Source organism: Sulfuricurvum sp. PD_MW2 (assembly GCF_002633015.1).
Taxonomy (GTDB): domain Bacteria; phylum Campylobacterota; class Campylobacteria; order Campylobacterales; family Sulfurimonadaceae; genus Sulfuricurvum.
The window spans coordinates 25,235-38,285 of the sequence record NZ_NSIU01000013.1 but is presented as its reverse complement, the minus strand read 5'-3'; the positions used below and the strand labels follow the sequence as shown (position 1 = coordinate 38,285).

Annotated in this window: 11 protein-coding genes; 6 read left to right on the top strand and 5 right to left on the bottom strand. The window is 45.5% G+C overall.

What is annotated here, in order from left to right:
* Positions 1 to 100: 100 nt before the first annotated feature.
* Both CJD30_RS07330 and CJD30_RS07325 read left to right on the top strand, forming a co-directional pair.
* Complete coding sequence (locus tag CJD30_RS07330) at positions 101 to 409, top strand: hypothetical protein (protein ID WP_294917917.1); 309 nt, start codon at positions 101 to 103, stop codon at positions 407 to 409.
* A gap of 195 nt (positions 410 to 604) precedes the next feature.
* Positions 605 to 2,866, top strand: coding sequence for a glutamine--tRNA ligase/YqeY domain fusion protein (locus CJD30_RS07325; RefSeq protein ID WP_294917915.1), 2,262 nt, complete (start codon positions 605 to 607; stop codon positions 2,864 to 2,866).
* Between the two features lie 7 nt (positions 2,867 to 2,873).
* On the opposite strand, the gene clpX is transcribed toward CJD30_RS07325, so the two are convergent.
* From clpX to CJD30_RS07300, 5 genes are all read right to left on the bottom strand, one after another.
* On the bottom strand, positions 2,874 to 4,091 hold the full coding sequence (clpX, locus tag CJD30_RS07320) for an ATP-dependent Clp protease ATP-binding subunit ClpX (protein WP_294917913.1): 1,218 nt from the start codon (positions 4,089 to 4,091) through the stop codon (positions 2,874 to 2,876).
* Positions 4,092 to 4,094: 3 nt separating this feature from the next.
* Entirely contained in the window at positions 4,095 to 4,688 is a 594-nt protein-coding gene (locus CJD30_RS07315) for an ATP-dependent Clp protease proteolytic subunit (RefSeq protein ID WP_294917911.1), read from the bottom strand.
* 12 nt (positions 4,689 to 4,700) lie between these two features.
* A complete protein-coding gene (locus CJD30_RS07310; RefSeq protein ID WP_294917909.1) occupies positions 4,701 to 5,531 on the bottom strand; it encodes an SIR2 family protein in 831 nt (276 codons plus the stop codon).
* Between the two features lie 79 nt (positions 5,532 to 5,610).
* A complete protein-coding gene (locus CJD30_RS07305; protein WP_294917907.1) occupies positions 5,611 to 6,117 on the bottom strand; it encodes a hypothetical protein in 507 nt (168 codons plus the stop codon).
* Positions 6,118 to 6,128: 11 nt separating this feature from the next.
* A complete protein-coding gene (locus CJD30_RS07300; protein ID WP_294917905.1) occupies positions 6,129 to 6,569 on the bottom strand; it encodes a hypothetical protein in 441 nt (146 codons plus the stop codon).
* A 133-nt stretch (positions 6,570 to 6,702) separates the two neighbouring features.
* On the opposite strand from CJD30_RS07300, the gene CJD30_RS07295 reads away from it, so the two are divergent.
* From CJD30_RS07295 to CJD30_RS07280, 4 genes are all read left to right on the top strand, one after another.
* Complete coding sequence (locus CJD30_RS07295) at positions 6,703 to 9,489, top strand: EAL domain-containing protein (RefSeq protein ID WP_294917904.1); 2,787 nt, start codon at positions 6,703 to 6,705, stop codon at positions 9,487 to 9,489.
* 177 nt (positions 9,490 to 9,666) lie between these two features.
* Positions 9,667 to 11,082, top strand: coding sequence for a nitrogenase cofactor biosynthesis protein NifB (gene nifB, locus CJD30_RS07290; protein ID WP_294917902.1), 1,416 nt, complete (start codon positions 9,667 to 9,669; stop codon positions 11,080 to 11,082).
* 10 nt (positions 11,083 to 11,092) lie between these two features.
* Positions 11,093 to 12,208: a homocitrate synthase gene (gene nifV / locus CJD30_RS07285; RefSeq protein WP_294917900.1), complete on the top strand. Its 1,116-nt coding sequence runs from the start codon at positions 11,093 to 11,095 to the stop codon at positions 12,206 to 12,208.
* The gene (locus CJD30_RS07280) at positions 12,199 to 13,026 is read left to right on the top strand and encodes a GNAT family N-acetyltransferase (RefSeq protein ID WP_294917898.1); all 828 of its coding nucleotides are present in this window, start codon (positions 12,199 to 12,201) and stop codon (positions 13,024 to 13,026) included. The genes nifV and CJD30_RS07280 overlap by 10 nt, the downstream gene beginning before the upstream one ends.
* Positions 13,027 to 13,051 lie beyond the last annotated feature (25 nt).

Here is a 13,051-nt window from a genome sequence, read left to right as displayed (position 1 = left end):
TATAGCAATCTGTTAGTAGTTATAACGGGGAATGTAGAATACAAATGCTTTTAAGAATTTAGCGGTTATTATTGTTAAGAAATATTTTTAAAGGTCTGCTATGAACATGGTATTTTGTCGAGGATGTGGAAAAGAAATTCATGAAGAAGCACCAATGTGTCCTCATTGCGGTGCTCCACAGCATTTAGTGACCAAAAAATCTACGATGGCTCTTGTTTTCTTTGGTATTTTTTGGACTTTTGTTTTTTGGTTCTTATCTCTTATGATTACAGGTTTTGTTATGGGATTATCGGGATATGCAGATAGTGCCCAATCAACTGGAGAGATGATGGCTCTTCCATACTTGATTATTGCTGCTGCTTTGTCTGGTTATTTTACTAAAAATAGAAAATTACCTGGTACTAAATAAAATAAAATTCTAAGTGAAATTAAGTCGTATCACGCGTTTGCGTGATCTTCGTCAGTGAAGAGAATAGAGAATATCCTTTTAACATTATTGCTGACTTTTTCACCACTATCTTTCGTGAATTGAGTGCATAGTATCGTTATAATTGGACTTATTTGATAAAATACGATTTTAAACGATTCAGAAGGTTTTAGAGCAATGAACGAGAGCAAAGATTTTTTACGCACCATCGTCGAAGAAGATATAAAAGCACACAAATATAACGAGGTCGTGACACGCTTCCCCCCTGAGCCAAACGGCTTCCCCCACATCGGACACGCCAAATCGATCGCGATCAACTTCGGTATCGCACGCGACTACAACGGTCACTGTAACTTGCGGATGGACGATACCAACCCGACGACCGAAGATACCCGCTACGTCGAAGCACTCAAAGACGCCGTCGAATGGCTTGGCTTCAAATGGGAGGGGAATGTTCGCTACACCTCCGATTATTTCCCTGAACTCTACGAATACGCAAAACAGCTCATCAAAATGGGCAAAGCCTACGTCGACAGCTTGAGCGAAGAGGAGATCCGTGAATATCGCGGAACGGTGACCGAACCCGGTCGCCGCAGTGTCTATGCCGAGCGGAGCGTCGAAGAAAATCTCGATCTGCTGGAGCGGATGAAAAACGGTGAATTCAAAGATGGAGAGCACGTCCTGCGTGCCAAGATCGATATGAGTGCGGCGAACATGAAGATGCGCGATCCGCTCCTCTACCGCATCCGTCACGCCCATCACTACCGCACGGGGGATGCATGGCATATCTATCCGATGTACGATTACGGACACTGCCTCTCCGACTACATCGAGGGGGTTTCTCACTCGATCTGTACCCTCGAATTTGAAAACAATCGCGACATCTACGACTGGGTACTCGATACGCTGGGGCTGACATCACCGCGCCCGTATCAGCATGAGTTTGCACGTTTGGGGATCAACTATACCGTCATGAGTAAACGAAAGCTCCTCGAACTGGTCAACGAAAACTACGTCAGTGGATGGGATGACCCACGAATGCCGACCATCGCGGGATTGCGCCGACGCGGGTATACCCCCGAATCGATCCTCAATTTCTGTCATCAAATCGGTATCGCGAAAGCCAACTCGATGGTCGATGTCGCACAGCTCGAATTCTGCATCCGCGATGATCTGAACACCAAAGTACCGCGCGTCATGTGTGTCCTCGACCCGCTCAAAGTGACGATTGAAAATTACGAGGGGAACGAAGAACTAGACGCTTCGTACTACCCTGAAGACGTACCGAAAGAGGGTTCACGAAAACTTCCGTTCTCCCGTGAGATCTACATCGAGCGCGACGATTTCAGCGAGAATCCGCCAGCAGGCTTTTACCGCCTCACACCGGAACAGCCAGTAAGACTCAAACACGCCTATATCATCACCTGCAAAGAGGTGATCAAAGACGAACAGGGAAATATCACCGAGATCATCGCGATGTACCATCCCGACTCCAAAAGCGGTTCCGATACGAGCGGTATCAAGGTCAAAAGTGCAATCCAATGGGTCGAAGCAACTACCGCTAAAACGGTCGAGGTCAGACTTTATGATCGTCTCTATACCTGCGAAGCACCGGAAGGGATCGAAGATCTCAATCCTGAGTCGCTCAAAATCATCAAAAATGCTCTGGTTGAGCCGGCTCTCATCGCCGAGAAACCGGACGTCCGTTTCCAGTTTGAGCGTCAGGGGTATTTTTATGCCGATCCGATCGATTACACGGACGAACATCCGGTATTCAACAAAATTGTCGGACTCAAAGACTCATGGAACAAAAAGAACAAAGCGGACGAGGGTGCAGCCAAAACAGAGCGCAAAGCACCGGAGAAAAAAGTCCATATCGAGGGTGAAGTAGCCCCGATGAGCGAAGCAGAACAGGCTCGATTTGACAAATACACAAATGAACTGAAACTCAATAGTGAAGTGGCGAATACTCTTGCACGCGATGAGAAACTCTCATCCTTTTACGAAGCGGCTCTTTCTATCCATAACAGCCCGATTACCATCGCGAATATCGTCGCCAACGAAGTGGCGCGTGAACTCAAAGAAAAAGAGGCTAATGAGCTGAAATTCACCCCTGCGCAGATTGCTGAGTTGGTGAAAATGATCGATGAGGAGATCATCTCCAACAAAATCGCCAAACAGGTATTTGAAGCGATGGTGCAAAGCGGTGATAACCCGGCTCAAATCGTCGAAGCACAGGGACTGGTGCAAATCAGTGATCCTGCGATCATCTTGCCGATCATTGATGATGTCATGGCAAAAAACCCCGACAATGTCGAAAAATACAAAGCGGGTAATACAAAACTGTTCGGATTCTTTGTCGGGCAGGTACTCAAAGTGAGCGGAGGAAAAGCAAATCCTCAAGTTGTCAATGATCTGGTAATGCAGAAGTTACAATAAAGAGCAGTTATTCTTGCTCTTTATCTGATTTGTAGGTGTAGATCGGCTCTTTGCTCGGGTCTTCGATAACCGCATCGGTGATTGTGACACTTTGCAAATCTTTCTTCGATGGGCAGCTGTACTGCAACGGTAACATCGCTTCCTCTATAATTCCCCGTAATCCACGTGCTCCGACTCCTCGATCAATCGCTTTTTGAGCTACTGCTTCGAGGGCTTTATTGTCAAAGTTCAGCTCGATACCGTCCATGTCGAAAAACGCCTGAAACTGTTTGATGAGGGCGTTGTCCGGCTCGGTGAGGATTTGGATCATCTGATCTTTGGTGAGTTCTCCCAGCTGTGCTACTACGGGTATACGACCGATGAACTCGGGGATCATCCCGTAATGGACAAGCGCTTTGGCATCGATCTTTTTAGGTTTGGCGGTTTTATCCGTTGTACTTTTCGCAAATCCCACTTTGTTGGATTTTTTGGTGTGGGTATCGGGGACGAGTCCTACAAACGCACCGCCGCAGACAAACAGGACGTGTGAGGTGTTAAAAAGTACCGTCTCAGTGGTGGAGTTTTTGCGGCTCCCTTTGATCGGAACATACACTTCCGCACCCTCTAAAATCTTCAATAGCCCTTGCTGTACCCCCTCACCCGATACGTCACGCCCCATCGTCGAACTCTCACCCTTACGGGCAATTTTATCCACTTCGTCGATGTAGATGATACCGCGCTGTGCCAGGTCGATGTCGTAGTTGGCGGCGGCGAGGAGGCGGCTGAGGATACTCTCGACGTCTTCACCGACATAACCTGCTTCGGTCAATGCGGTCGCATCGGCGACAGCGAACGGCACTTGCATGATTTTAGAGAGCGATTTTGCCAAAAGCGTCTTACCGCTTCCCGTCGGACCTACGAGCATAATGTTGGACTTTTCGAGTTCCACGTTGTTGTAGATAGGATTTTCGATCCGTTTGTAGTGGTTGTAGAGTGCAACTGCGAGCACTTTTTTCGCATCCTCCTGACCGATGATATATTTGTCCAAAAACTCGACAATCTTCTCAGGGACGGGGAGCTGCTGCTGCATTGCGGAGCGTTGCTCGTAGCGCACCTCTTTTTGGAGGATCGCGGAGCAGGTGGTGACACATTCGTTGCAGATGTGGGTTGTCTCGGAGGAGAACATTTTTTTCACTTCGCTCTGAGGGCGTCCGCAAAACGAACAGGTTTTCTCACTGGTACTCATCCTTTACTCCTTGGCACTGAATTTAGTGATGATCTCATCGGCGAGACCGAATTTGATGGCGGCTTCGGCTTCCATATAGTTATCACGATCGGACTCTTTTTCGATCACCTTGGTGCTCTGACCTGTCGCTTCGGAGAGGATGAGATACAAACGGCGTTTGAGGTTGAGAATATGTTTGGTGTGGATCTCGATGTCGCTCGCCTGACCTGAATAGCCTCCGAGCGGCTGATGGATCATCACTTCAGCGTTGGGGAGCATGTAGCGATGCCCTTTTTCTCCGCAGGTAAACAGAACCGCCGCCATTGACGCAACGAGACCCATGGCGTAGGTATGCACAGGAGCATTGATGAGATTCATCGTATCGAGGATGGCAAGCCCTGCCATGACCGAACCTCCGGGGGAGCTGATGTACATGTGGATCGGCTCTTCGGAATCCATCGCCTCCAGATAGAGTAGCTGAGAGACGATAACGCCCATCATGTGATCGTCGATCGCTTCGGTGATGACGATGACACGGTCTCCGAGAAGTTTGGAGAAGAGATCGAAATAACGCTCTCCACGCGGGGAAACATCTTTGACGGTAGGGATGTACGGCATAAAAATCTCCTTTTAGATGAATGCTTTGATAAATTCGGGTAATGACATCTGAATCACCTCGAGATGGTGTTTGTCGATGAACTTTTTCTCTTTTTTTCCGAGTTCTTTGTCAGTAATGACGTATCCCCCCTCCAAATCAAGGGAGAGTTCGTTTGCCACCATACGGTCGGTATCACGATCGAAAAATGTCCCTAAAAAGAGGTATTTTTTTGCTTTTCGGTAGGTTTTGAGCACTTTGGGCACCGCAAATCCCCCCATCGCTTCGGTGAGCCAGTCGACATAGTCGGCATCGCTAATAACAAAGCTGGGATTAGGGAGCGGGGAACCCATCGGTTTAAAGAGGATTTTTTGGGCAGTCTCCAATACCTCTTCGTCTACCAAAAAGTATTTTTGGTTTTCGACGTCGTATTCATACACCTCATAGCGGTAATCGTTGCCCATGATGCGCGATTTCCCGATGATGAGACAATGCGGTGTATAGGCGAGAAGTTCTTGGAATGAAGTATCGCGGTTGGTATCGATGATATAGCGCGGGGACATATCGATGATCGCCTTGTGAAGGGGGGTCGGCTCAAAAGGTTTGGTATAGATGTGGTTGATAAGCTGGGTCATATACTCAACCCCACGACGCTGTTCCAAATGCATTGCGGCACGTGAGTATTCATACATCAGACGCGGTGCCATAGCTCTGCCAGCGTTCATCGCCAATATGAGGGAATCGCTGTCATGTGGAACGCTTTCTCCCTCTTTTGTCGTTATTCCCTCAAACACACCCAAACCGAAGTAGGGGATGGTGCTTTGGTTACGCAACTCTTTTTTGATTGTCTCTATCATGGTGTCCATCGTGACCCCTTTGGGAACTTTGGAAAGAGGATTGCATTTTGCATTCTTAACACAGAAGGGACAAAAATGTCACCTTCGTTTATCCGTGGCACCCTTTGCCGGTATAGCAGCTTTGTGCCGCAACGATTTTGGCAAGAGCTTTTTCGATGCTGAAGGGTGCATCAAGATCCTTGAGGATTTCATGGTAAAACACCGCTCCGTCTTTAGAGAGGATAAAGAGAGTTTTTGCGAGTGTATCATTATTCATCCGTACACCGTAATAGTCTCCGAATGCTTCGTCAACATCGTATCCGCACAGCCAGCCGTTTATATGTGGCAGATGATGGGTATCGGAAGCAACGATGATCCCTTTTGTGATCGAATCCAGAGCATTGAGAGAGAGGAGCGTATCGATCTCGCTAACCTGAGCAAGGAGCGCGTCATCGATAAAGGGTGCGCTGATGAGGAGTTGCGTTGTCCCGTTTTGACCGCCGATTGTGACAATGGTTCCCGTGTAATCCTTGAGGTTTACTTTTTCAGATGCGTAGCCGATGTCGAGGGGCAAATCACACAGTTCTAAAACACTCGATTGATGGATAATGCGCATGGATGGCTCCTTTATGCCGGATGGATGTAACGCAGATGCTCGGCAATCTCCGTTCCGATCACGAAATGCTCGATCGCTGCAGTAGCTGTTTTGATAAAAGGGGGAATTTTATGGAGTTTGATTCCGACATTTTTCATCGCATAGAGGGTATTGAGACAATATTGATCTACGATGAGAGTATTGCATTTGCCGATTGCCTGTAGCAGTGTGTAGTGTTCGCTGATATGGTGGGGATTTTGAGCCAATGTACTTTCGCATTCGCACGCCATCATTTTTGGATCTTTGACCATATCACCGGCATACTTTTCCCATGGATTGAGACGTGTTTCGATGTGACGATACCGAATGTCTTTGCGATTTCCGATCACTTCGTACAAAGAGAACATCGTACACGCACACGGATTGTTATGATAGACTCTCTCTTTTGCATCCAGCGGTATGGCAACGATCATGATCGAAACTCCTTTTACTCTCGAATAGGAAATGCAATTTTTATTCTTGAACTAACTTTTGTGATAGTACTTAATTAAATTCAGTTATTCTTGTATACAATATAACTAAATGGTGAAAAAAAGGGGAATTTATATGCGATTGATCAATCATCGCTATGATACGGTCGAAGACCTCCAGATATTTCTCGACCATATTCTCTCTCACCGAGGATCGGTCTTTATACAGCTTTTTAGCGGTGTGATCGATAGAAAACAGATAGAACCCATTCTTCAACTGATCACCTCCAAACTTCCTCATGCCCTGCTTATCGGAGCTACGACAGCCGGCGAGGTGATTGATGGTATGATGACAACAGGACAGATTATCATCTCTGCGTCATTATTTGATTCTACGGTTGTTAAAACGTTCTATTTTCCTCGATCCGATTATGACCACGGTGTACGTGCCGCACAAGAGATTCTTACGCCAGATACAAAGGCGTGTATTGTTCTTAGTGAAGGGCTTAAAAGTGATTCTGAATCCTTTTTGAACGGGTTTACTTCTGTTCGAAACGATATTGTCATTGCCGGTGGAAATGCAGGGGATGATTTGACATTTAGCCGCACCTATATTTGTAAAGAGGGGACTCTTTATGAAGACGGTGTAGTTATCGCGGTATTACAAAGTGAAGTGCTTGAAGTTCATCCTACCTATTCGCTCAACTGGACAATGATCGGTAAATCGATGACAATCACCCGTGCTCTGAAAAATATTATCTACGAAATTGACGGTCGATCGGTAAAAGAGCTCTATACTCACTATCTCGGAGAAGAGACAATCGCAAAGATTCCTGCCAGTGCGATCGAATTTCCTTTGATCAAAGTGGAAGACGGAGTTCATATTGCCCGATCCATGATTGCGCAGAGCGAAGATGGCGGATTTGTCTATGCCGGGCACTTTCATGATGGAGAAGAAGTCCGTTTTGCGATCGGAAATATCGAAGAGATACTCGATCAGGCTAATAGTTTGCGACAAGATATCGCTTCTACACCTGTAGAAGCGACCTATATCTATTCGTGTTCGGTGCGCAAACTGTTTTTAAAAGATCAGTTGAACTACGAATTCGGATTAATCAACGAAATCGCACCGACAGCCGGTATGTTCACGTATGGCGAATTTTTTCACTCTCCATCCGGTAATCAGCTGCTTAATATCACGACGACAACCCTCTCTTTGAGCGAATCGAAAGAGATAAATCAAAATAAACTTCAAGAATCAACGCATCAGCACAATCATACGATGCTCAAATCGTTGACCCATTTGGTCAATACGACGCAGGGGGAACTGGATGACAGTATTAAAATCCTCGATCAATACAAAATGGTTTTGGACGAAAGCTCCATTGTCTCCAAAACCGATGCAAGCGGTATTATTACGTACGTTAATGATGCATTTTGCAAAAATTCTGGATATTCGCGAGAAGAGTTAATCGGGAAAAACCACAATTTGGTTCGTCATCCGGATACCCCGAAGGAGCTCTTTAAAGAGCTCTGGTCAACGATCAAAGAGGGGCATGTTTGGAAAGAGACCTTTAAAAATCTTTCAAAAAGCGGTCAAGAATATTATGTTAAATCGGTAATCGCTCCGATATTTGACGATAGGGGAAATGTAGTAGAGTTCATCGCATCTCGTGTGGATGTATCGGAACTCGTGGCTAAAGATATGATTATCCGTCGTCAGTTGATCGATAATCTCAGCGGGTTAAAAAACCGTACCGCTTTGTTGGGGGATTTGGAGAACGGTAAAGAGGAGACGACATTGGTGCTTCTCAATATCGACCGATTTTCTACGATCAACGATTATTTCGGATATTCGATCGGCGATCAGTTGCTTAAAGCATTTGCGCGTCGGCTCGAAGAGACGGTCGAACATGACTATCTTTACCGTATCAGCGGAGATGAATTCGCGATTATATGTGGGAAAAGAGAGTTTGATGAGTTATTGAGAGGCCATTTGATTGAGCATATCAATAAACTTGAAAATTATAAATATCAGATTGCGGGGCATGATATTTCGATCAGTGTTTCTGCTGGAATTGCGCACGCTACCTATACGGATGTATACAATCTAGCTCACATGGCGCTCAAAGAGGCCAAAGAGAAGCGCTCAAAACTCATATTCTTCAATGACAATACCGCTTTGGCCGAAAAAGCCCGTAATAATATCTGGATGTTTGATAAAATAAAATCGGCAATCGAAGAGGATCGCATCGTCCCATATTTTCAGGGAATAATCGATAATCAAACACGTAAAATCGTCAAATACGAGTCATTGATTCGTCTGATAGAGCCGGATGGAAAAGTATTGACCCCGTTTTGGTTTTTGGAACATGCTAAAAAAGCAAAGCTTTATGATAAATTGACCCGAATTATGATTGCAAAAACGTTTGCAATGTTTGAAAATCTTGAATTTGAATTCTCGTTAAATCTGACTATGTCCGATATCGTTTCGGAAGAGACCCGTCTGTATGTTTATCAAATGCTCGAAAGCTCAAAAGCGGCTTCCCGTGTCGTTTTTGAGATCGTTGAATCCGAGGGTATTGTCAATTATGAAGAGGTGATCGAATTTATCAAAACGGTCAAACCGTTTGGGTGTAAGATCGCGATTGATGATTTTGGAACGGGGTATTCGAACTTTAGCTATTTGAGTAAACTCGATGTCGATTACATCAAAATTGACGGTTCATTGATCAAAAATGTCAATCGTGACAGCGATCATCTCTTTACAGTGCAAAGTATCCTCTTTTTTGCCCAGAAGAAAGGGATTAAAACCATTGCGGAATTCGTCGAAGACGATCCAATCTTTAATACCCTTTTGGAATTGGGTGTTGATTATTCGCAGGGTTATCTTTTCTCCATCCCTTCTCCTGATATTCTCTAAAAACTACATCGCTTCTCGGATCCTTTCAAAAACAGACAAAAACGTTTTACTTTGTCTGTTTTGAGTACGACAGTTTCTCTTAATCCGTTAGAACATCAGTTGCATCTGTCTTGTTAAGAAAATGATTACGTGCTGGATGAGGCCAAGAATCATTTGATCTATTCTCAAGGAGATACAATGAGCTGTTCGTCAAGCCATAGCGAAGCTTTTATGCCCGATGATATCAAAGATAAGATTCATAATCATCCATGTTATTCAGAAGGGGCACATCACCACTATGCCCGCATCCATGTTGCGGTAGCACCCGCATGTAACATTCAGTGTAACTACTGCAACCGAAAATACGATTGTTCCAACGAAAGCCGTCCCGGGGTTACCTCGGAGCGTCTCACTCCCGAAGAAGCGGCGAAAAAAGTGATGTTCGTCGGCGGTGAAGTACAGCGGATGAGTGTCTTGGGGATTGCTGGTCCGGGAGATGCGTTAGCTAATCCGCTCAAAACATTTGAGACGTTTGCCTTGGTACGTAAATTTGCTCCCGATCTGAAGCTATGCCTTTCGACAAACGGATTGGAACTCGCAAGCTATATCGATGAATTAGTCAAATACAATATTGATCATGTTACCGTGACCATTAATAGCGTTGATGAGAGCGGTGAGATAGGAAGCCAGATTTATCCTTGGATTTTTTATAACAACAAACGCTATTACGGACGTGAAGCGGCGCAAATCCTTTTGGAACGCCAAATAGAGGGGATGCGTCTATGTGCAGAAAAAGGGATTTTGATAAAAGCAAACTCGGTTTTGATTCCGGGGATCAACGATAAACATCTCCCTGAAGTCTCCAAAAAGCTCAAAGAGATCGGGGTATTTTTGCATAACATTATGCCGATCCTCTCCGAACCGGAGTTCGGAACCAAATTCGCTCTTGACGGTATTCCAAGCGCAACCGATCAACAGCAAATGGAAGTGCAAGAAGCGTGCGGTATGGATATGAAACTAATGCAGCACTGCCGTCAATGCCGCGCCGATGCGGTAGGATTGATCGGTGAAGATCGCGGAGCCGAATTTACCAAAGATACGTTTTCTGGGCTTAGTTTTGATGAACTGCAAATCAAATACGATCTTGAAGCGCGTCAAGAGGCTCAGGCAAAAATCGAAGAGTTCCGATTTTTCCTCGATCAAGCCAATGAGCGTGTCCGCAAAGAAAAAGCCGAGCTTAGCAGTGACGGTCATACAATTCTCGTAGCTGTGACGACGGCAGGCGAGGGGATGATTAACCAACACTTCGGAAGTGTAAGAGAGTTTTTGATTTACGAAGCGGGGGATAAGGGAATACGCTTTATCCACCATCGCAAAGTGGAAGCCGAATACTGCGCCGGACCCGATGGAACTAATCCGTTGCAACCGATTTTGGATCGTCTCAAAGATGTAAAATTGATCCTCACGGCAAAAATCGGCGGATGTCCTCAGGGGGATCTGGCTGCAGCCGGCATTGTTGCTGATCAAGATTATGCGTATCAACCGATCGAAGCATCGGTACTCAAAGCGACACGCAAATATTTCAATTTGCCGGAAGAGTTAGAAGCAAACTAAGGAGCCTATCATGGCGCTCATCAATGATACTACTTTACGCGACGGGGAACAGGCTCCCTACGTAGCTTTTAATACCGCCGAAAAAGTCCGGATAGCGACTTTGCTCGATGTGTGTGGTGCGGATGAACTCGAAATCGGTATCGCGGCGATGGGTGTCAAAGAGCGTGAGGATATAAAAGAGTTGCTGGGACTTGGACTGAACGCACGTATGATGACGTGGAACCGGATGAAAATGGAGGATTTGGACTCTTCTCTTTCATGTGGAGTGCAGGCAGTTGATCTCTCAATACCGATTTCTGATTTACTGATCGATGTTAAATTTGGAGGGAACAAATCCTCTATGCTCCGTGAAGTAGAGAGGGTTGTCAGAGCAGCTAAGCGGGAAAGTCTTTTTGTCTGTATCGGAGGAGAAGACAGTTCGCGCGGCTCCTTAGACTTTATTCGTGATGTTATGAGCCTTTCACGTGAATGCGGTGCGGATCGTTTCCGTTATTGTGATACGGTAGGAATTATGACACCGACACAGACGTATGATGTGATCAAAGCGTTGTGTGATTTGGATCTGCTACCTATCGAGATGCATACGCATAACGATTTTGGTTTGGCCAATGCCAATGCCCTAAGTGGGATCGATGCGGGAGCCGTTTCGATGAATACGACGGTGATCGGGTTGGGTGAACGGGCGGGTAATGCCTCGTTTGAGCAAATTTTGATGGCACTCAAACATCTATACGGTGAGCATAGAACGATTGATCCGATGGCAATTCGCGAACTGGTCCTGAGCGTCTCTTATGCTGCTAATATGCCTCTCATGCCGAATGCCCCTATCGTGGGTGAGCGTCTTTTTGCTCATGAGAGCGGTATTCATGCGAGCGGAATGATGAAGGATTCTCATGCGTATGAACCTTATGAACCAAGTGAGGTGGGATTGCAAAGCTCTTTCCCTATCGGAAAGCATTCGGGAAGTGCAACAATCCGCTACCATTTGGCACGGATGGGAATCCGTGCGGATAATTCGATTCTTGGCGATCTTCTCCCTAAAATACGTGAAATCGTCACCTCTCGTAAGCGGGTATTAGAGACGTATGAACTCAAATCTCTTTATCAGGATGCAGCGTGTTTATAGGTTGGCTCAAATACGCCGATGTGGCGGAACTTACCAAAATTGCCGAAGAAGTAGGTTGGTTATTGGATGGGTACCATGTCAAACTCATGATGATGCATTCTCCTCATTTGTGCTACGGTGTGTATGAGGAGGGTGCATTGGTGGGTGCAGTGATGGCAATAGAGTTTGAAACCTCCGCAATGATCAAATATTTTATGGTCAAACCATCACATCAAAATCAGGGGCTTGGTAAACGTCTTTTTGACACTCTATTTGGTGTTTTAAATGCAGACCATCCATCCTTATATCTCCACGCCAATCCAGCATTGGAACCTTTTTTCAAAGGGTATGGGTTTACTTCAGTCATGGAGGTAGGGCGTTATCTCAACGTAGGAAAAGTACCGCCGTTTAGTTTTACCAACGCCCAGGCAAAAGAACTTGACAGTGGTAATTTTGATGCGATTATTCGTCGTATCGATTATGAAACGTTCAGCGAAAATCGGATGAGCTTTATGGAAGGCGAGATGGAACGCAACAGCTCGCTCAAATTTGCGTTGGCTAATTCTTTTCAACACTCTAGTGTTATAAATGCACGTGGCGTTTATCTGGGCCCGTGGCAATGTCGCGAGGGATTTGAAGAGGAAGCGGAGAAGATGATGCAAGGGGTTCTGTATTTTAGAGGGCTCAAAAAAGTCTTTGCCGATATCCCGATGGGGAATACGAAAGCGGTTGCTTTATTTGAGAAATACCATTTTCAGAAAAAAGGGAGTTTTATCCATATGAGTTATGGTGAACCGAGAGATATCAAATTCGAAAATATTTATGCATTTTCATTATGAACATGATATGCATGTATCATTAAAA

Excerpts from the sequence above, each read along its gene's own strand:
- nifV (WP_294917900.1), top strand. The coding sequence starts at position 11,093 with ATGGCGCTCATCAATGATACTACTTTACGCGACGGGGAACAGGCTCCC.
- nifB (WP_294917902.1), top strand. The coding sequence starts at position 9,667 with ATGAGCTGTTCGTCAAGCCATAGCGAAGCTTTTATGCCCGATGATATC.
- CJD30_RS07325 (WP_294917915.1), top strand. The coding sequence starts at position 605 with ATGAACGAGAGCAAAGATTTTTTACGCACCATCGTCGAAGAAGATATA.
- CJD30_RS07310 (WP_294917909.1), bottom strand. The coding sequence starts at position 5,531 with ATGGACACCATGATAGAGACAATCAAAAAAGAGTTGCGTAACCAAAGC.
- CJD30_RS07305 (WP_294917907.1), bottom strand. The coding sequence starts at position 6,117 with ATGCGCATTATCCATCAATCGAGTGTTTTAGAACTGTGTGATTTGCCC.
- CJD30_RS07295 (WP_294917904.1), top strand. The coding sequence starts at position 6,703 with ATGCGATTGATCAATCATCGCTATGATACGGTCGAAGACCTCCAGATA.
- CJD30_RS07330 (WP_294917917.1), top strand. The coding sequence starts at position 101 with ATGAACATGGTATTTTGTCGAGGATGTGGAAAAGAAATTCATGAAGAA.
- CJD30_RS07315 (WP_294917911.1), bottom strand. The coding sequence starts at position 4,688 with ATGCCGTACATCCCTACCGTCAAAGATGTTTCCCCGCGTGGAGAGCGT.
- clpX (WP_294917913.1), bottom strand. The coding sequence starts at position 4,091 with ATGAGTACCAGTGAGAAAACCTGTTCGTTTTGCGGACGCCCTCAGAGC.
- CJD30_RS07300 (WP_294917905.1), bottom strand. The coding sequence starts at position 6,569 with ATGATCGTTGCCATACCGCTGGATGCAAAAGAGAGAGTCTATCATAAC.